This is a genomic window from Bradyrhizobium algeriense (assembly GCF_003062295.1).
Taxonomy (GTDB): Bacteria; Pseudomonadota; Alphaproteobacteria; order Rhizobiales; family Xanthobacteraceae; genus Bradyrhizobium; species Bradyrhizobium algeriense.
The window spans coordinates 755,242-774,982 of sequence record NZ_PYCN01000001.1; the positions used below are offsets into that span (position 1 = coordinate 755,242).

18 protein-coding genes are annotated in these 19,741 nt (G+C 63.8%); 15 read left to right on the plus strand and 3 right to left on the minus strand.

From position 1 onward, the window contains the following. Positions 1-3: 3 nt before the first annotated feature. Positions 4-1,497 (minus strand): NAD-dependent succinate-semialdehyde dehydrogenase, encoded by a 1,494-nt coding sequence (locus tag C7G61_RS03545; protein WP_108512633.1) that lies wholly within the window; start codon positions 1,495-1,497, stop codon positions 4-6. Between the two features lie 222 nt (positions 1,498-1,719). Further along, a complete protein-coding gene (locus C7G61_RS03550) occupies positions 1,720-2,040 on the minus strand; it encodes a hypothetical protein (RefSeq protein ID WP_108512634.1) in 321 nt (106 codons plus the stop codon). A 353-nt stretch (positions 2,041-2,393) separates the two neighbouring features. Here C7G61_RS03550 and C7G61_RS03555 point away from each other — a divergent pair, with 353 nt between their 5' ends. Continuing rightward, positions 2,394-3,581 carry a serine hydrolase domain-containing protein gene (locus C7G61_RS03555; protein WP_108512635.1) on the plus strand — a complete coding sequence of 396 codons (1,188 nt, stop codon included), beginning with the start codon at positions 2,394-2,396 and terminating at the stop codon, positions 3,579-3,581. Positions 3,582-3,673: 92 nt separating this feature from the next. Next, the gene (locus C7G61_RS03560; protein WP_108512636.1) at positions 3,674-5,368 is read left to right on the plus strand and encodes an AMP-binding protein; all 1,695 of its coding nucleotides are present in this window, start codon (positions 3,674-3,676) and stop codon (positions 5,366-5,368) included. A 111-nt stretch (positions 5,369-5,479) separates the two neighbouring features. Here the strand turns inward: C7G61_RS03560 and C7G61_RS03565 are convergent, their stop codons facing one another. Beyond that, positions 5,480-6,481, minus strand: coding sequence for an adenosine kinase (locus tag C7G61_RS03565; protein ID WP_108512637.1), 1,002 nt, complete (start codon positions 6,479-6,481; stop codon positions 5,480-5,482). 112 nt (positions 6,482-6,593) lie between these two features. On the opposite strand from C7G61_RS03565, the gene murJ reads away from it, so the two are divergent. The 13 genes from murJ (at position 6,594) to C7G61_RS03635 (ending at position 19,725) form a co-directional block, all read left to right on the plus strand. Continuing rightward, a complete protein-coding gene (gene murJ / locus C7G61_RS03570) occupies positions 6,594-8,138 on the plus strand; it encodes a murein biosynthesis integral membrane protein MurJ (protein ID WP_108512638.1) in 1,545 nt (514 codons plus the stop codon). A gap of 80 nt (positions 8,139-8,218) precedes the next feature. After that, positions 8,219-9,271 (plus strand): tryptophan--tRNA ligase, encoded by a 1,053-nt coding sequence (trpS, locus tag C7G61_RS03575; protein WP_108512639.1) that lies wholly within the window; start codon positions 8,219-8,221, stop codon positions 9,269-9,271. A 195-nt stretch (positions 9,272-9,466) separates the two neighbouring features. Further along, on the plus strand, positions 9,467-9,961 hold the full coding sequence (locus C7G61_RS03585) for a universal stress protein (protein ID WP_108512641.1): 495 nt from the start codon (positions 9,467-9,469) through the stop codon (positions 9,959-9,961). Between the two features lie 116 nt (positions 9,962-10,077). Then, positions 10,078-10,647, plus strand: coding sequence for a NifU family protein (locus C7G61_RS03590; protein ID WP_108512642.1), 570 nt, complete (start codon positions 10,078-10,080; stop codon positions 10,645-10,647). Positions 10,648-10,832: 185 nt separating this feature from the next. Next, positions 10,833-11,531, plus strand: coding sequence for a tRNA (adenosine(37)-N6)-threonylcarbamoyltransferase complex dimerization subunit type 1 TsaB (gene tsaB / locus C7G61_RS03595; RefSeq protein ID WP_108512643.1), 699 nt, complete (start codon positions 10,833-10,835; stop codon positions 11,529-11,531). After that, positions 11,528-12,013: a ribosomal protein S18-alanine N-acetyltransferase gene (gene rimI / locus C7G61_RS03600; protein WP_108512644.1), complete on the plus strand. Its 486-nt coding sequence runs from the start codon at positions 11,528-11,530 to the stop codon at positions 12,011-12,013. The genes tsaB and rimI overlap by 4 nt, the downstream gene beginning before the upstream one ends. A 54-nt stretch (positions 12,014-12,067) precedes the next feature. Continuing rightward, entirely contained in the window at positions 12,068-12,517 is a 450-nt protein-coding gene (locus C7G61_RS03605) for a Fur family transcriptional regulator (protein WP_108512645.1), read from the plus strand. A 19-nt stretch (positions 12,518-12,536) separates the two neighbouring features. Beyond that, positions 12,537-13,211, plus strand: a complete 675-nt coding sequence (locus C7G61_RS03610; protein WP_108512646.1) for an HAD family hydrolase — start codon at positions 12,537-12,539, stop codon at positions 13,209-13,211. Between the two features lie 151 nt (positions 13,212-13,362). Further along, entirely contained in the window at positions 13,363-15,324 is a 1,962-nt protein-coding gene (locus C7G61_RS03615) for a glycosyltransferase family 39 protein (protein ID WP_108512647.1), read from the plus strand. Positions 15,325-15,521: 197 nt separating this feature from the next. Next, on the plus strand, positions 15,522-16,940 hold the full coding sequence (gene miaB / locus C7G61_RS03620; RefSeq protein WP_108512648.1) for a tRNA (N6-isopentenyl adenosine(37)-C2)-methylthiotransferase MiaB: 1,419 nt from the start codon (positions 15,522-15,524) through the stop codon (positions 16,938-16,940). A gap of 4 nt (positions 16,941-16,944) precedes the next feature. After that, the gene (locus tag C7G61_RS03625) at positions 16,945-18,000 is read left to right on the plus strand and encodes a PhoH family protein (protein WP_108512649.1); all 1,056 of its coding nucleotides are present in this window, start codon (positions 16,945-16,947) and stop codon (positions 17,998-18,000) included. A 62-nt stretch (positions 18,001-18,062) separates the two neighbouring features. Further along, positions 18,063-18,605: an rRNA maturation RNase YbeY gene (gene ybeY / locus C7G61_RS03630; RefSeq protein WP_108512650.1), complete on the plus strand. Its 543-nt coding sequence runs from the start codon at positions 18,063-18,065 to the stop codon at positions 18,603-18,605. A gap of 1 nt (position 18,606) precedes the next feature. Beyond that, positions 18,607-19,725, plus strand: a complete 1,119-nt coding sequence (locus tag C7G61_RS03635) for a hemolysin family protein (protein ID WP_108512651.1) — start codon at positions 18,607-18,609, stop codon at positions 19,723-19,725. Positions 19,726-19,741: the final 16 nt, after the last annotated feature.

The window sequence follows — 19,741 nt, forward strand, 5'->3', positions numbered from 1 at the left end:
CTGCTACACCCCAGCCATCATCACGTATTTGATCTCGACATATTCCTCCATGCCGTGATGGGAGCCTTCGCGGCCGAGGCCTGACTCCTTCACTCCGCCGAAGGGCGCTACTTCCGTCGTGATGAGGCCAGTGTTGACGCCGACCATGCCGGCTTCCAGCGCTTCGGCGACGCGCCAGACGCGACCGAGATCACGCGCGTAGAAGTACGACGCCAGCCCGAACGGCGAGTTGTTGCACATCGCGATCACTTCGGCCTCGTCCTTGAAGCGGAACACCGGCGCCAAGGGGCCGAAGGTCTCTTCATGCGCGACCAGCGCGTCCGCTTTCACATTCGAAAGCACCGTGGGCTCGAAGAAGCTGCCGCCGAGCGCATGGCGCTTGCCGCCGGTGATGATTTTCGCGCCACCCTTGACCGCGTCCGCAATGTGCTTCTCGACCTTGTCGACCGCAGCCATATTGATCAGCGGCCCCTGCACCACGCCCGCTTCCGTGCCGTCGCCGATCTTCATCGCCGCGACCTTCTTCGAAAGCTTTTCGACGAACTGGTCGTAGATCTTGTCCTGGGCGTAGAGGCGGTTGGCGCAGACGCAGGTCTGGCCCATGTTGCGGTACTTCGAAATGATGGCGCCCTCGACCGCGGCATCGATATCGGCGTCGTCGAACACGACGAATGGCGCGTTGCCGCCGAGTTCGAGCCCGAGCTTCTTCACGCCCACTGAAGCCTGCTGATAGAGGATTTTTCCGACCTCGGTCGAGCCGGTGAAGCCTATGAAGCGCACGGCGGGATGTTCGCACAGCACTTTTCCGATCGCCGACGAATTGCCGGTGAGGATGTTGAACACGCCTTTCGGCACGCCGGCCTTTTCGGCGAGCGCGACCAGCGCCAGCGCGGTCAGCGGCGTTTCATTGGCCGGCTTGAGCACGACGGTGCATCCCGCGGCGAGTGCCGGCGAGACTTTCCGCGTGATCATCGAGCACGGAAAATTCCACGGCGTGATGGCCCCGCAGACGCCGATCGGCTGCTTGATCGCGAGCAGGCGCGCATCCGGCCGCTGGGTCGGTATGGTTTCGCCATAGACGCGGCGGGCTTCCTCGGCGAAGAATTCGACATAGGCGCCGCCGATATCGACCTCGCCGAGCGCTTCCGCCAGCGGCTTGCCCTGCTCGGAGGTGAGGATCAGGGCCAGGTCCTCGCGGTTGGCGATGATCAGATCGAACCACTTTCGCAAAATGTTGGAGCGATGTTTTGCCGTCAGCTTGGCCCAGGCCGGGAACGCGCGCTCGGCGGCTTCGACGGCTTGCGTGGCTTCGGCGGTGCTCATGGCCGGCACTTTTGCGAGCTCCACGCCATTGACCGGATTGGTGACCGGGCGCGACGGCGTGCCGACCCAGGCGCCGTCGATGTAGCAGCGGTCGCGCAGCAGCGAGGGATCTTTCAGGCGATCGTGCAGCGAGGGGGTGGAGGCTGAAGCGCGAGCGGCGACGGGCGGGTTCATGGCGTACTCCTCGGATTTTCTTGGGGTATTGGTCCGAGTATAGGCCCGTATCGTCAGCAATGCACCGGCGACAGACGCAGGTCTGCTTCAAGCTATTTTGAGGACGCTCGTCATTCCGAGGCGATGCGAAGCATCGAACCCGGAAGCTCGAGATTCCCCGGTGTGCAATTGCACACCTGAGGTCTGGTGCTAACGCACCATCCCGGAATGACGGCGCCCCCCTTACGCCGCGCCGCTCATATAGGTTTCGCGGCGGCCGATCATGCGTTGCGCGGCGGCCTTGGCATCGGCCTTCGAGGAGGTCGCGCAGGTGCGGTATTCGAGATCGGGCAATTTCGCAGCGTCACGGCGGCCGAACCAGGATTTGGACCCGACCGAAAGCTGCGCCAGCGCTTGCGCTACGTTCTCGACCGCCTCGAAGGAGTGCAGCGCACCGGTGCCGGCGTAGCGCACTTCGTAAATGCCGGGGGTGATCGGCGCCTCGATGTTCTCGCCCCGTCCGGCACGGGGATAGCGCTTCCATTCACTCCAGGTCGAAATCATTGCGCACCTTCGCGACAGGCAGAAATGAGACAATTTTGGTCAATTGGTCCAGCCGATGAGCAACGTTTGTGCTGGAATCTGAACGCTTTACTGCAAAAAATCGGCGACGGGAATCATGGCGAAATCACGATATCGTGGATGGTTAAGCCGGTCACCGACGGGGGAGATCGTCCACCGCGGATTGTGGCGAGGTGTTGCAGTTTGGCGTCGCCCATACCGCGCCACCGCTGCCCACCCTCCTTGCCCATCACGAGATCGCGACATCGGCGGCGGCCGTCCGCGGCCGCTTGCCGGATCGTGCGGCCGGGAGGAAGATCGTTCCACTCCATAAAAATCAAAGCGGGAGGTGACCCATGCAAAGCAAAGCCCAGATCGATCAGATTCTGCGTCAGAAATGCGAGGCCAAGGAGATTCCCGGTGTGGTCGCGATGGCGGCGACCGGCAGCGAGGTGATTTATCAAGGCGCATTCGGCAAGCGCGACCTCGGCAAGGACGACGCCATGACTGCCGACAGCGTGTTCTGGATCGCCTCCATGACCAAGGCGATCACGACCGCCGCCGGCATGCAGCTTGTCGAACAAGGCAAGCTCTCGCTGGACGAGCCGATCGGCAAGCTCTTGCCTGATTTGGCCTCCCCGCAGGTGCTGGAAGGTTTTGACGCCAGCGGCGAGCCGAAACTGCGTCCCGCCACGAAGCCGATCACGCTGCGGCATCTGATGACGCACACCGCCGGTTTCGCCTACGACATGTGGAACGCCGACATGGGGAAATACATGGAGAAGACCGGCACGCCCGGCATCATCTCCTGCCTGAACGCCGCGCTGAAGACGCCGCTCACGTCCGACCCCGGCACGCGCTGGGAATACGGCACCAACATCGATTTCGTCGGCAAGGCGATCGAAGCGGTCAGCGGCAAGCGGCTCGATGCTTACCTGCGTGACAATATATTCGCGCCACTTGGCATGAACGACATCGGTTTCAAGATTACGGACTCCCAGCGCCAGCGGCTGGTCGGCATGCATGCGCGCGGCGAGGACGGATCGCTGGCGCCAATCCCGTTCGAGCTCGAACAGGCGCCGGAATTCCACATGGGCGGCGGCGGCCTTTACGGCACGGCGGCCGACTACATCACTTTCACCCAGATGATCCTCAACAAGGGCCGCGGCAACGGCAACCAGATCTTGAAGCCCGAGACGGTCGCGCTGATGAGCGAGAATCACATCGGCGATCTCACCATGGGCAAGATGGTCACGGTGGCGCCTGTCTACACCAACGATGTCGACCTCTATCCCGACATCGTCAAGAAGTGGGGGCTGTCGTTCCTGATCAACACCGCCAAGACGCCGGAAGGCCGCAGCGCCGGCAGCCTTGCCTGGGCCGGTCTTGCCAACAGCTATTTCTGGATCGACCCGGCGCGCAACGTCGCCGGCGTGATCCTGATGCAGTTGTTGCCCTTCGCCGACGCCAAGGCACTGGAAGCTTTTGCGGGCTTCGAGAGTGGTGTTTATGCCGGGCTCGATGCAGGGCAGAAGGCGGCTTAGTTCACCGCAGGATCGCCATTCCCTCCCCCTTGCGGGGGAGGGTGCAGCGCATTTCTTTTTTGATACTTGATCTTATTTTTGGAGAACCCGTCTTGACCGACACCACCAATAGCTACGTCTGCGGCACAGCCAACGCGCCGCTGCTCGGCGACACCATCGGACGCTGTCTCGATCAGGCCGCTGCGCGCTGGAGCGATCGCGAGGCGCTGGTGTCGCCAAGCCATGACGTACGCTGGACCTGGAAGGAATTTGCCGCGCGTGTCGACGCGTTGGCGGCGGGATTTCTCGCACTCGGCCTCGAGCGCGGCGCGCGGATCGGGGTGTGGTCGCTCAATCGGCCAGAATGGACGCTGACGCAATTCGCTGCAGCGAAAGCGGGACTCATTCTCGTCACCATCAATCCCGCCTACCGTTTGAGCGAACTCGAATTCGCTTTGGCAAAAGTCGGCTGCGGGGCGATCGTCACCGCGACTGCCTTCAAGACTTCCAACTACATGGAGATGCTGAACACGCTGCTTCCGGAGCTTGCCACAGCGCAGCCGGGCGAATTGCAGGCGGCGCGGCTGCCGCAACTGCGGGCGGTGATCCAGATCGGCGGACCCAAATGTCCGGGCACCTTCGCCTTCGAGGACGTGGCGAAAATGGGCGGCGCGCGGCATCGCGAGCAGCTTGCCGAGCTGGCTGCGACGCTGCAGTTCGACGATGCGGTGAACATTCAATTCACCAGCGGCACCACGGGCTCGCCGAAGGGCGTGACGCTGACGCATCACAACATCCTCAACAACGGCTATTTCGTCGGCCGCGCGATGCGCCTGACGGAAAAGGACCGCATTTGCATTCCCGTGCCGCTCTATCACTGCTTTGGCATGGTGATGGGCAACCTCGCCTCCGTCACGCTCGGCGCGACCATGGTCTATCCCGGCGAAGGCTTTGATCCCCTGACGACGTTGCAGACCATCGAGAAAGAGAAATGCACCGCGCTCTACGGCGTGCCGACCATGTTCATCGCCCAACTCGATCATCCGGAGTTTGCGCGCTTCGACCTGAAATCGCTGCGCACCGGCATCATGGCCGGCGCGCCCTGCCCGATCGAGGTGATGAAGCGCGTCAACAACGAGATGAACATGGGCGAAGTCACCATCGCCTACGGCATGACCGAAACCTCGCCGGTGAGTTTCCAGAGCTCGACCGACGATCCGCTGGAACGGCGGGTGTCGACCGTCGGGCGTATCCACCCGCATGTCGAGGTCAAGGTCGTCGACCTCGAGGGCCGCGTGGTGCCGCGCGGCGAACGCGGCGAGCTCTGCACCCGCGGCTACAGCGTCATGCTGGGGTATTGGGACGAAGCGGAAAAGACCGCAGACGTGCTCGACGCCAATGGCTGGATGCACACCGGTGACATCGCCATCATCGACGCCGAGGGCTATTGCAACATCGTCGGCCGCATCAAGGACATGGTGATCCGCGGCGGCGAAAATCTTTATCCCAGGGAGATCGAGGAATTCCTCTATCGCCACCCGAAAATCCAGGACGTGCAGATTTTCGGCGTCGCCGATGATCGCTACGGCGAAGAGCTCTGCGCCTGGATCCGCACTCGGCCCGGCGAGACGCTGACGGCTGACGACGTCCGCGCCTTCTGCCAGGGCCAGATCGCCCACAACAAGATCCCGCGCTATGTCGAATTCGTCGACGAGTTTCCGATGACGGTGACGGGGAAAATCCAGAAGTTCTTGATGCGGGAAGCCGTGGAAGCGAAGCTGGGGCTGAAGGCGGCGAAGACAGCGTGAGGCTTGCCAAACCCGGGCTTGTCCCGGGCATCCACGTCTTGGGAGAGCATCCGCAAGGAAGGCGTGGATGGCCGGGACAAGCCCGGCCATGACGGGTGGAGAGGCCGTGCCCTACACCGGCAGCCCGTTCTGCCCCGCCAGTTCCTTCAGCGACACCTGCGGCCTCGCCCCGATGTGCTGGATCACTTCCGCCGCCGCCAGCGCCCCTAGCCGGCCGCAGGCCTCATACCCCGCATTGCGCACCAGCCCGAACAGGAATCCTGCGGCGAACAGGTCGCCGGCGCCGGTGGTGTCGACGAGCTTTTGAATCGGAAACGCCGGCACGGCTGTCACGCCATCCTTCGCGGCCACCACGCAGCCTTTTTCGCTGCGGGTGACGATTCCGAGTTTTGCATCAGTGCGGAATTGCTTCAGCGCACCCTCGAAATCCGAGATCTGGTACAGCGAGTGCAACTCAGCCTCGTTGGCGAACACGAGGTCGACGGTGCCCTTGCGCATCAGATCGAGGAACTCGTCGCGATAGCGATCCACGCAGAACGAATCCGACAGCGTCAGCGCCACCTGGCGGCCGGCACCGTGGGCGATCGTCGCGGCCTTGACGAAGGCTTCCTTGGCGTTCTTCGGATCCCAGAGATAGCCTTCGAGATAGACGATGCTGGAAGCCGCGATCTGCGCTTCATCGATGTCGGAGGGGTTAAGATCCTGCGCGGCGCCGAGATAGGTGTTCATGGTGCGCTCGCCGTCCGGCGTCACCAGGATGTAGGAGCAGCCGGTGGCCGGGCCGCTCTCGGCCGCCTTGGTCTCGAAGGCGACGCCGGCGGCTCTGATATCGTGGGTGTAGAGGGTGCCGATCTGGTCGTTCTTGACCTTGCCGATGAAGGCTGCGCGGGCACCGAAACCGGCGACGCCGACGATGGTGTTGGCGCCGGAGCCGCCGCTCATTTCGGTCGCCGGGCCCATGTCCTTGTAGATGGCGGCGGCGCGGGCCTCGTCGATCAGTGCCATGCCACCCTTGGTCATGCCGTGGCTGGCGAGAAAACCCTCGTCGGTCTGCACCAGTACGTCGAAAATCGCATTGCCAATCCCGAGAACGTCGTATTTTGCGTCAGTCATTCATCCGTCCTGTTTACGGCGTTGTGCGAAGCAGCCGAGCACGGCTAAGAAGGTTGCGGCCTACCAGATCGGCCCCGCGCCAGCAAGGGAAGCGGCTGCTATAGAACCTCCAATGATCCGCTCCTTTCTCACGGTCTCCTCGGGAACGCTGGCCTCACGGCTGCTTGGATTCGTGCGCGATTCGGCGCTGGCGGCGCTGCTCGGCGCTGGCGCGGTGGCGGATGCGTTTCTGGCGGCGTTTCAGCTGGTCAATGTCATCAGGCGGCTGTTGACCGAGGGCGGGCTGAACGCCGCGCTGGTGCCGGCATGGCTGCGGGTGCGCGAGACCGATGGGGCGACGGCTGCGGCGGCGTTCGCCGGCCGCGTACTCGGCACGGTGACAACAGCGTTGATCGTTGCGACAGCGGTGCTCGCGCTGGTGATGCCGCTCATCATGACAGCGCTGGCGCCGGGGTTTGCCGGGCGCGAGACGCTGCAGCTTGCGACAGATAACGCCCGCCTGATGCTGCCGTACCTCGCCTTTGCCGGTCCAGTGACCGTGATGATGGCACTGTTGAACGCGCAGGGCCGCTTCGCGCTGACGGCGTTTTCACCGCTGCTGTTCAACATCGCTCTGATCGCGGTGATGATTGTACTGCTCGCCATACGGCCGGATGCGGTGCTATCAGCCCAAATCGTCGCCGCGACAACAGGCATTGCCGGGCTGTTACAGCTATCGGTGCTGGTGTTGCGCCGAGGCGGCAACATCGCCGCCCCCTTGCGGATTTCATTCGATGGCGAAATCCGCGGCTTTCTCGGCAAGGCCGCACCCGGCATGATGGCATCCAGCGCGCCGCAGCTGCTGATGGTCGCCGGTGCGATCATCGCGTCGTCGTCGCCGTCGGCGGTGTCGTGGCTCTATTTCGCCAACCGGCTGGTCGAACTGCCGCTCGGCATCGTCGGCGTCGCCATGGGCACGGTGCTGATCCCGGAACTGACGCGCGCGGTGCGGGCTACAGACCACACCGGCGTTGCGCATGCGGAATCGCGCGGCCTCGAACTCGCCGTTGGCCTGGCGCTGCCGGCGACGCTCGGGCTGATCGTGCTCAGCGAGCCGATCGTGCGGCTGCTGTTCGAGCACGGCGCCTTCACTGCTGATGATACCGCGGCGACCGCGCGGGCGCTGATGTGGCTGACGCTGGCGCTGCCTGCGCATGTGCTGGTGAAGGCGCTGTCGCCGGCGTTCTTTGCGCGCGAGGATACGATGACGCCGCTGGTATCAGCGCTGAAGGGCGTGGTGCTGGCGATCGCTTCCGCCTTCCTGCTCAGCCGCTGGTACGGCACTGAGGGCATCGCGGCGGCGATTGCGCTCGGCGCGTGGGGCATGGCGTTCAGCCTGATCCGCCGCGGCGCGGAGACTTTTGGATTCTCGATCGATGCCGACGCCAAACGGCGGCTGCCGCGCATCCTGCTATCAGCGCTCGCCATGGGCGCGCTGCTATGGCTGGCGACGCGGTCGATGACGGCGCTCGCCTCAGACGCACACGGCCTCGTGCAGGCCGTCCTGTGGCTTGCCGTGATATCGGCGGGAATTGCGATCTACGGCCTGTTTCTGCGGCTTTTCGGCGTCGCCGGCTGGCGCGACGCGGTTAACGCGATCAGGCAAACAAGGGCCTAGCGGCTTGCGCGAATAGGGCTCGCGTGGCAAACGACAGCGCGAAATAGGCATCCGATACAGGATCCTTGGGGAAGCTGGCTATGGCTTTTGTTGAAAAAGTATTTTCGGGCGTCCAGCCGACGGGCAATTTGCATCTCGGCAATTACCTCGGCGCGATCGTCAACTTCGTGAAGATGCAGGAAACCCATGACTGCATCTATTGCGTCGTCGACATGCACGCGATCACGCAAGGCGTCGACGTCTGGGGCGGCCCGGCGGAGCTCGCCCGCAATACCCGCGAGGTCACCGCGGCCTTCATCGCCGCCGGCATCGACCCGAAGAAGCACATCGTGTTCAACCAGAGCCAGGTCACCGGCCATGCCGAGCTGACATGGATCTTCAATTGCGTCGCGCGGGTCGGCTGGCTCAGCCGCATGACGCAGTTCAAGGAGAAGGCCGGCAAGGACCGCGAGAACGCGTCGGTGGGTCTCTATGACTATCCGGTGCTGATGGCGGCCGACATCCTGCTGTATCGCGCCACGCATGTGCCGGTTGGCGAGGACCAGAAGCAGCATCTGGAGCTTTCGCGCGACATCGCGCAGAAGTTCAACAACGATTTTGCCGATTCGATCCGCGGCCACGGCGCCGATGACGGCATGTTCTTCCCGCTGCCGGAACCGCTGATCACCGGCCCTGCAACGCGGGTGATGTCCTTACGCGACGGCACCAAGAAGATGTCGAAGTCGGACGCGTCGGACAATTCGCGCATCAACCTCACCGACGACGCCGACACCATCGCGCAAAAGATTCGCAAGGCGAAGACCGATCCGGAACCGCTGCCGTCGGAAGAAAGGGGCCTGGAGAACCGGCCCGAGGCCGACAACCTCGTCGGTATCTATGCGGCGCTTTCCGAGCGCAGCAAGGCCGACATTTTGACGGAATTCGGCGGCGGGCAATTCTCCAGCTTCAAGAACGCGCTGGTGGAACTTTGCGTCACAAAACTCTCGCCGATCGCTTCCGAGATGAAACGGCTGGTCGCCGACCCCGGCCATGTCGACAAAATCCTGGTCGACGGCGCCGACCGGGCGCGCGTCATCGCCGACGAAACCATGCGTGCGACCAAGGATATCGTCGGTTTCATCCGGAAGAGCTAGCGCGTTATCGGTTCTGATCGAATCCGAACCGATAACGCTCTAGATTCTTGTTTTGACGCGTTTTCTTCACGCGAACCGGTCCCCACTTCGCTCGAAAACGCTATGGCTCTCGCGGCGTTGCAATAGCGACGCCGCTTGTCGAAGGCGGCTGCGCCGTGGCAGCATGCGGCGGTTTGGCGCAGCACCGGGATATGCATGACCACCCAGCGACGAAGCTACGAGACGGGTCACCAGCCAAAATGCCTTGTCATCGTTGACGACACCGCGGAATGGGACCGCGCGGTGTACTACGCCAGCCGCTGGGCGATTCGCGTCGGCGGCGGCGTGGTGATGCTGCGCATCATCGAAATCGAGGACCAGAACCAGCAATGGCTGGGGGTTGCCGACCTGATGCGCGCCGAAGCCGAGGACGCCGCCAATGAGGCGCTTGACCGCGCCGCCGGCCGCGCCAACGGCATTGCCGCGATCACGCCAGAGCGGGTGATTCGTGAGGGCGACCCGACCACCCAGATCCTCGACGTGATCGACAAGGACGTCGATATTTCGATGCTGGTGCTGGCGGCCAATCCGGGCCCGGAAGGCCCAGGCCCGTTGATCAGCATGATAGCGCAGGTCACCGGCTCGTTCCCGATTCCGGTGGTCATCGTGCCCGGCGATCTCAGCGATTCCGACATCGACGGCCTGTCTTAGGGCTTGATGCGGCTCGGGAATTTCTGATTGCGCCCCTTGATCGTGCGCTGCCGGTCGCCATCTGCTACAGGAGACCCCACGCGCCGGCCTTGAACCGGCGACGCCGGAGAAAAACCATGTTCATTCAGACCGAAGCCACGCCCAATCCCGCCACGCTGAAATTCATTCCGGGCCGTACCGTGCTCGACTCCGGCACGATGGAATTCGCCAACCGCGAAGCCGCCGCCCGTTCCCCGCTCGCCGAGCGTCTGTTCGACGTGCCCGGCATCTCCAGCGTGTTCTACGGCTACGATTTCGTCACCGTGACCAAGGCGGATGGCGACTGGCAGCACCTCAAGCCCGCGATCCTCGGCGCCATCATGGAGCACTACATGTCCGGCGCGCCGCTTCTGGCTGACGGGACTGCCGGCAACGACGAGGCGGCGGACGAGGAAGGCGAATTCTTCAGCGAGGCCGACGCCGATACGGTCGCGACCATCAAGGATCTGATCGAGACGCGGGTGCGGCCGGCGGTCGCCAATGACGGCGGCGACATCACCTTCCGCGGCTTTAAGGACGGCGTCGTCTACCTCAACATGAAGGGTTCCTGCGCCGGCTGCCCGTCCTCGACGGCGACGCTGCAGCACGGCATTCAGAATCTCCTGAGGCATTTCGTGCCCGACGTGGTCGAAGTCCGGCCGGTTTGAGTTGGTGCCGTAGGGTGGGCAAAGGCGCGCTTCGCGCCGTGCCCACCATGATCTATCCGTATAGTTAGATGGTGGGCGCGCGGAGCCTGTCATCGGGCGCGCATTCGCGCGACCCGGTGGCTTTGCCCACCCTACGCAGCCGCAAGACATGACGGCATGATTGCGCGTCTGCTATACCTCCCTCCATGCTGATCCTCGCCATCGATACCGCGCTCGATGCCTGCGCCGCGGCCGTGCTCGACACCGCGGGCGGCGTCATCGCGCGGGAATCGCAGCCGATGAAGCGCGGTCATGCCGAAGCCCTGATGCCGCTGATCGCGCGCGTGATGAAGGCGTCAGGCGTTGCGTTCACGGCTCTCGACCGCATCGCCGCGACCACCGGTCCCGGCAGCTTTACCGGATTGCGCGTCGGCCTTTCGGCCGCCCGCGGCATTGCGCTCGCCGCCGGCAAGCCGGTCGTCGGCGTGACAACGCTGACCGCTTTTGCCGCCCCTATCGTCAGCGAGACCAGCGAACATCCGGTAATATCCGCCGTCGATGCGCGGCATGATCATGTCTATTTCCAGATGCTGGGCGGCGACGGCAGTTCATTGATCAAGCCGCAGGTCGCCCCGATCGCGGAAGCGCTCGACGCGGCGCGCTTGGGTGCGCCATATCTGGTCGGCAATGCGGCGAAGATTCTGGCCGACCGCTGGCCGGCCGATGCAGCCCCGCCTTTCAAGACCGACCAGCAGGCAGCGCCCGATATCGCCTGGGTGGCGTGGCTGGGTGCCGCCGTCGATCCCGAGAGTTCACCGGCGCGTCCTTATTATCTGCGCGCGCCCGATGCCAAGCCGCCAAAGGATCCGCTGTCCGGTGCTTCGCAGCCACCAGCAGCATCATGATGACATGGCTCTCCGATTGGTGGAACGGCGGCACGGCCGTGATCGAACCGGCCAGCCCGCGCGACGCGGCGCGTCTGGCGCAACTGCATGGCGCATCGTTTCACCGCGGCTGGGGCGAAGGCGAATTCGAGGTCATGCTGACCGAGCGCAATACGCTCGTTCACCGGCTCAGACTTGGACGCAAGACCATCGGCTTTGCGGTGTCGCGCTGGGCGGCTGACGAGGCGGAGTTATTGTCGATCGCCATCGATGCGGCCCAACGTGGCCGCGGCCTGTCGCGCAACCTGTTGCTGACGCATCTCGGTCATCTCGCCGGCCGCGGCGTATGCAAGGTGTTCCTCGAGGTCGAAGAAAATAATCAGGCGGCGCGGCGCCTGTATGAATGGGCCGGATTTGAGGTCGTTGGCCGCCGGGAACGCTATTATCAGCAACCCGGCGGGGAGCAATTGAATGCACTTCTGATGCGACGTGACTTGTCGTAATATGCGCTGGGTGGCAAAAGACCCCGCAACCTGCGCCCGAAGGCCCTGAGACCCATGCCCGTACTGAAATCCCCGTCTGCGCACAAGAATACCGGCATCGAGGCACGCTGCGCCGCCACCGGCATGCGCATGACCGAGCAGCGCCGCGTGATCGCGCGCGTGCTGGCGGATTCGGTCGACCATCCCGACGTCGAGGAACTTTACCGGCGCTGTGTCGCGGTCGACGACAAGATCTCGATCTCGACGGTATACCGCACCGTCAAGCTGTTCGAGGACGCCGGGATCATCGAGCGGCACGATTTTCGCGAAGGCCGCGCGCGCTACGAGCAGATGCCCGACAGCCACCACGACCATCTGATCAATCTGCGCGACGGCAAGGTGATCGAGTTCACCTCCGAGGAGATCGAGAAATTGCAGGCCGAGATTGCCCGCAAGCTGGGCTACAAGCTGGTCGATCACCGGCTGGAACTGTATTGCGTCCCGCTCGACGAAGAGAAAACCTAGTTTTCGTGAATCACTTTTCGTGAATTTCGATCTCATCATTTTCGATTGCGACGGCGTGCTGGTCGACAGCGAAGTCATTTCATGTCGCGCGCATGCCGAGACGTTGACGCGTCACGGCTATCCGATCACATCGGAACAGGTACTCGAACGGTTTCTCGGTGTGTCTGACCGCGAGGCGCGCCAAACGATCGAACGCGAGATCGACCGAAAACTGCCTGATGACTTCGAACAACAGGTGAAGGCGGCCACGCTGAAATTTTACGAGGGCGATTTGCAGGCGATCGCACATGTCGGCGACGCCATTGGCGCGATACGCCTGCCTAAATGCGTCGCTTCCAGCGGAACGCCCGAAAAGATTCGCCACGGCCTCAGCTGCGCCGGCCTCTACGACCAACTCGCGCCGAATATTTTCTCTGCTACGCAGGTCAGCCGCGGTAAACCGGCGCCCGATCTGTTTCTGTTTGCCGCCGAGCAGATGAAGGTGCAACCGGCCCAGTGTCTGGTTATCGAGGACAGCGTTCCTGGCGTCACCGGCGGCCGCGCCGCCGGCATGACCGTGCTCGGTTTCCACGGCGGCAGCCATTGTCAGCCGGGCCATGCCGAGAAGCTGTGCGCCGCCGGAGCGGACATGATCTTCGACGATATGCGGCAACTGCCCGACCTGATTGCACGCATCGGTCGAAAGGCCGGCTAGATCAGCATCGCTTGGTTGAAGTCCGGCGTCCGCCGACATCAGATCAACAATCTTGCCGCGAGTTAACTGGGCACTGAACCCGCAGGTGATAGTTTCAGGTGAACCTGCGCGAGGGGAGCGGCGCATCCCAAGATTACCCGACAACCAAATATTGAAGACGGCCTCGTCGCTCACACTCGTTGCGGCGGTGGCCGTGCTTGCGCGCACCTGGCAGCTTTCGCAGAACGAGTTTGGAAGGCAATACTACGCCGCGGGCGTGCGCAGCATGCTGGATAGCTGGCACAATTTTCTCTTCAACGCATTCGACCCCGCAGGCTTTGTTTCCATCGACAAGCCGCCGGTGGCGATCTGGCTGCAGGTCGCCAGCGCCAAGCTGCTCGGCTTTAGCGCGCATTCGATCCTGCTCGCCCAGGCGATGGCGGGATTGGCCGCGGTGCTGATCATCTACGCGCTGGTGCGGAAATATTGGGGCGGGACGGCCGGGGCTATCGCCGCGCTGTCGCTCGCGCTCAGCCCGGTCAATGTTGCCGTCGACCGTTCCAACAATACCGACAGCTGTCTCATCCTGGTGCTGCTGGCCGCCGTGTGGTTGGGGATGCGGGCGGCCGAAACCGGCCGGCTCGCGATGCTCTGCGCCGCGATGGCCGTGATCGGCATCGGCTTCAACGTCAAGATGGGAGCCGCACTGGTGTTGGCGCCGGTACTGGCCCTGACGTTCAGCCTCGCCCGGCCCGGCGCTCCCGTCACTTGGCATAAAGCGACTTGGCACCTCGGGCGACAAGCCATCGCAGGCATCGTCCTCGTTGCCGTCTCGCTGTCATGGGCGATCTTCTTCGATCTCACACCGGCCCGGGACCGGCCCTATGCGGGCAGCACCAGGCACAATTCCATGCTCGAGCTCGCGTTGGTGCATAATGGCGCGGCCCGCTTCCTTCCGGCATCAGCGCCCGCAGGCAATCCGGCCATCTCCTCGCCCGCCGCCTCCGGCGAGGCAGCGCCGGCAACCACGGCAGTCCGGCAGCCCGTGATGACCGACGACTCGCCGACAGGCCCGCTCCGCCTGTTTCGGCCGCGGGCCGCGGCGCAGTTCGCCTGGCTGCTGCCGCTCGCGCTCGCGGGCCTGGTTCTCGCCTGGCTGGACGCACGAAGTCCGGGCGCGTCCGTGTCACGCCGCATCAGCGCCGGCGTATGGACCGGCTGGCTCGTGCTGTACTGGATCGTGCTCAGCTTTGCCGGCGGATTGATCCACACCTACTATGTCGCCGTGCTCGGTCCGCCGCTTGCCGTGTTTTCCGGCATCGCCGTCGCCGGCCTCTGGTCGAGATGGAAAGCGGGCAAGTCGGGGCGGATATATCTGCCGCTGATCATCGTGGCCACCGCCTCTTGGCAAATCTATCTCTGCATGCCGCCATCCGAGGGAATCGGATCCGATTGGCTCAGCCTGACATGGCTGACGTCGATCGGGATCGCCGTGATTTGCGCAGCCGTCCTTTATGCATTGCCGCAGCGGGGCAGCAGTTTCGCAAAACTGCTCGCGGTCGCTTCCATTGGCGCGCTGCTCGTTCCGCCGACCCTGACCGCCGCGAGCGTCGTTCTGAGGCGCCCGAACATCGCCGCACCGGTCGCCAACATGACCGCTTTGCTCACGCCGTCAGATACGGAGCGCCAGGCATTGCGGACATCACGGCTGGACGCCGGCCGCCAGAAGCTCATCAGTTACCTGACCGCCAATCGCGAGGCCGCGAACTTTCTCGTCGCTGTTCCCAACGCCAACGTCGCTGCGCCGCTCATTATCTCGACCGGCCTGCCGGTCATGGCGATCGGCGGCTATCTCGGCGACGATCCGATCCTGACGGCTTCTGATATCGAAAAACTGGCCTCGGACAGGCAACTGCGCTTCGTAATGCTGGGCGGATTTACCCTGGCGCCGGCAAAGCAGGCGGCGGCGCTCGATCCGATCGCGCGATGGGTGCGCGCCAACGGCCACCCCGTCGATCCAAAATTGTGGCGCCCGTACGCTTCGAGCAGCACCCCCTACCGCATCAACCTCGGCAATGAATGGGTCGAGGTTCCGCCGCCTGAACTGTTCGATCTCTGGGGCACGGCCAACTGAGCCATTCCCGCTCGTCATTCCGGGGCGATGCGCCAGCATCGAACCCGGAATCTCGAGATTCTCAAGTGCGCAATTGCGCACCATAGTTCGCTTCGCGCCCCAGAATGACGGCTTCAAACACTGGCTTTTTGGCTATTTAGGCTATATCTGAGCCCCAGCCGCCGTCAGGGCGCCTTTTCCACCTGCACTCAGGTTCCATGAAGCCGCCGCGCAAGCTGCATATCAAGTCCTATGGCTGCCAGATGAACGTCTACGATGCGCAACGCATGGTGGACACGCTGGCGGGCGAAGGCTTTGTGGAGACAGCCAGTGCCGAGGATGCCGATCTGGTGATCCTCAACACTTGCCACATCAGGGAAAAAGCTTCCGAGAAGGTCTACTCCGAACTCGGGCGACTGCGCGTCGCCAAGGATGAAGCGGCGCGCCAGGGGCGCGATATGCGCATCGCGGTCGCGGGCTGCGTGGCGCAGGCCGAGGGCGAGGAGATCATCCGCCGCGCGCCTGTTGTCGACGTAGTGGTCGGGCCACAGAGCTATCATCATCTGCCGCAATTACTGGCGCGCGCGAAGAGCGAAGGCCGTGCGCTGGAGACCGAATTCCCGGTGGAGGACAAGTTCGGTTTTCTCCCGGCTCCCAAACCGGATGCGATCCGCGCGCGCGGCATCTCCGCTTTCGTCACCGTGCAGGAAGGTTGCGACAAGTTCTGCACCTTCTGCGTGGTGCCCTATACGCGCGGCGCGGAAGTGTCGCGCCCGGTGGCGAAGATCGTCGACGACGTGAAGCGGCTCGCCGACAACGGCGTGCGCGAGATCACGCTCATTGGCCAGAACGTCAACGCCTATCACGGCGAGGGTCCCGACGGACGGACCTGGCCGCTCGGCAGGCTGCTGCACCATCTCGCCGAAATCGAAGGTATCGTGCGGCTGCGCTACTCCACCAGCCACCCCCGCGATGTCGACGATTCGCTGATTGCCGCCCATCGCGATCTCGCCGCGCTGATGCCGTTCGTGCACCTTCCGGTGCAGTCCGGCTCCGACCGGATCCTGGCGGCCATGAACCGCAAGCATACCGCCGATGATTATCGCCGCGTCATCGACCGTTTTCGTACCGCGCGCCAAGACATTGCTTTTTCATCGGATTTTATCGTCGGCTTCCCCGGCGAAACCGAGGGAGAATTCGCCGCGACCCTCGCGCTTGTCATGCAAATCGGATACGCTGGAGCATATTCGTTCAAGTATTCGCCCCGGCCCGGCACGCCGGCGGCGGACATGCAGGAGACGGTGTCAGCGGCTGAAATGGACGAGCGATTGGTGCGGCTTCAGGAATTGATCGACAGCCAGCAATCGGCCTTCAACAAGGCCATGATTGGCAACACCGTCGATGTGCTGTTCGAACGCGCGGCCCGCAATCCCGGCCAGATCGTCGGCCGCACCGCGTACCTTCAGCCCGCGCATGTCTTTGCCTCGCCTGACATCATCGGACAGGTGCTGCCGGTCACGATCGGCAGCCTCGAGCGTTACAGCCTGCTCGGCGAACTCGCCGGCGGCTCAGCGAAGCCGACGCCATCAGCTCTATCTCAAATGATCAATTCTTCTTTAGAAAATCGGGGAGCCTGAACCCTTGCCAAAAAGCGCATCGGATTCGTCTTCGCTCGCTCCCAGCCGCAAATTTGACCGCGACATGCAAGTTCCGCCCGAGACCCAGGTCGTCATCGACTTCGACGACAACCGCGCCGCTTCCGCGCTGGTCGGCCCCTACGGGCAAAACCTGGCGCTGGTCGAACGGCGGCTCGGCATCGTCGTCGATTCCCGCGGCAACCACATCACCATCGCCGGCTCCCGCGACGGCTGCGACGCCGCGCGGCGCGTGCTGGAGACGCTCTATGCCCAGGCCTTGCAGGGACATGACCTCTCGCAGGGCGAAGTCGAAGGCGCGATCCGCGCCGTGCTGGCCCAGGGCTCGCTGTTCGAGTTCGACGCCAAGACCGCCAAATCGTCGTTCGAGACCATCAACCTGCGCAAGCGTCCGGTGCGGGCACGCACCGCCGCGCAGGATTCCTACATCCGTGCGTTAAAGCGCCACGAGATGGTGTTCGGCGTCGGCCCGGCCGGCACCGGCAAGACCTGGCTTGCGGTGGCGCATGCCGCGCAATTGTTCGAACGCAAGGAAGTCGATCGCATCATCCTGTCGCGGCCCGCGGTCGAGGCCGGCGAGCGGCTCGGCTTCCTGCCCGGCGACTTGCGGGAAAAGGTCGATCCTTACTTAAGGCCGATCTACGACGCGCTGTACGATTTGATGGATTCGCGCATTGTCGAGCGCGCGCTGCAGGCCGGCGAGATCGAGATCGCGCCGCTGGCGTTCATGCGCGGCCGCACGCTGACCAATGCCGTCATCATCCTCGACGAAGCCCAGAACACCACTTCGATGCAGATGAAGATGTTCCTGACCCGGCTCGGCGAGAACAGCCGCATGATCATCACCGGCGATCCGTCGCAGGTCGACCTTCCGAGCGGACAGGCCTCCGGGCTTGCCGAAGCGGTCAAGCTGCTCGACGGCGTCGAGGGCATTGCGCAGGTGAAATTCACCGCGGAAGACGTCATCCGCCATGAACTGGTGGCGCGGATCGTCGCCGCCTATGAGGGATTGCCGCAAAAACCGGCAACCAACAAATCTTGACCCAGAAATCGTCGGCGCCGGGCCTGCCGCAGGCAGGCCCGGGCCGTAACCCGAACATTGCAATGCAAAGCGCTGGAACGCTCGTGTCGTCCGTCCTTCCGTTCACCGAAGTTCTGGTCGTCGCCGATTGCTGGCAGACCGAGCCGGACGCCGAGGCGGTGATCCATCGCGCCATCCATGCGGCGGCCGAAATCGCCGATGCCGATGTCGGGGAGGCCGAGCTCGCCGTCATGCTGACCGACGATGCCGGCATCCGCACGCTCAACAGCAACTGGCGCGGCATCGACAAGCCGACCAACGTGCTGTCGTTTCCGGCGCTGCAGCCGAGCGCAAGCGCGCCTGCCGACGCGCCCCGGATGCTCGGCGATATCGCCATTGCCTACGAGACCACGCGGAAAGAGGCCGACGACGAAGAAAAGCCGTTCGATCATCACCTCAGCCATCTGGCGATCCACGGGTTCCTGCATTTGATCGGATACGATCACGAGAAAGACGACGACGCCGAAGCCATGGAAGGTCTCGAACGGGAGATTCTCGCGCAGCTCGGTATTCCAGATCCGTATGCGGATCGAGACCCGCATGCGGACCGGGAGCGGATGGACTAAAATGCCGGACTCCGACCCGATACAGGACAATCCGCGCGACACACCCAACCTGCCGGCAGTGGTGCAGGAAGGCGAGGTGCTGCGTCCGACCGCCGACAGCTGGCTGATGCGCGCGATCCGCACGCTGTTCGGCTGGAGGGCAGGATCGGTCCGCGCCGATCTGCAGGTCGTGCTCGACGCCTCCACCCCGGATGATGTGGGCTTCTCCGCCATCGAGCGCACCATGCTGCGCAACATTCTCGGCCTCAACGAGCGGCGGATCGCCGACGTGATGGTGCATCGCGCCGACATCGTCGCGGTCAAGCGAGATATTCCGCTCGGCGAACTAATGAGCCTGTTCGAAAGCGCGGCGCATTCGCGGCTCGTGGTCTACAACGAGACGCTCGACGACCCCGAAGGCATCGTTCACATCCGCGACCTCCTGGCGTTCATGACCGCGAAGGCGCGGGTCGGCGACCCCACCAAGCCGAAGCGCAAGAAGCCGTTCCCGGCGGGCCTCGACCTGCGCGCGGTCGACCTCGCATTGCCGCTGGCGGAGGCCAACATCATCCGCAAGCTTTTGTATGTGCCGCCGTCGATGCGGGCGATCGATCTCTTGGCGCAGATGCAGGCTTCGCGCATCCATCTGGCGCTGGTGGTCGACGAATATGGCGGCACCGACGGGCTGGTGTCGATCGAGGACATCGTCGAGCAGATCGTCGGCGAGATCGACGACGAGCACGACAGCGACGAGCCGCCATCGATTATCCGGCAGGGAGACAATGCATTCATCGCCGACGCCCGCGCCAGCCTCGAGGATGCGCGCACAATGATCGGCGAGGAATTCGTGACCGGCGAGGCCGGCGAGGAAGTCGAGACGCTGGGGGGCTACCTGGTGGCGCAGGTCGGCCGCCTGCCGGTGCGCGGCGAAGTCATTGCGGGCCCGGGCAATTTCGAGATCGAGGTGCTCGATGCCGATCCGCGGCGGGTCAAGCGGTTGCGGATCGGGATCCGGAAAGAACGCCCGGCGCCGCGCGCGCCACGCGAGCGAAGCCGCCGCGAGGCCCCGCCCGACACCACCACGCCGCCGACCAATGACAATACGCCGCCGGCTTCCAGCGACGGAGCCGGCTCGCAGTGATCCCGACCAGCAAATT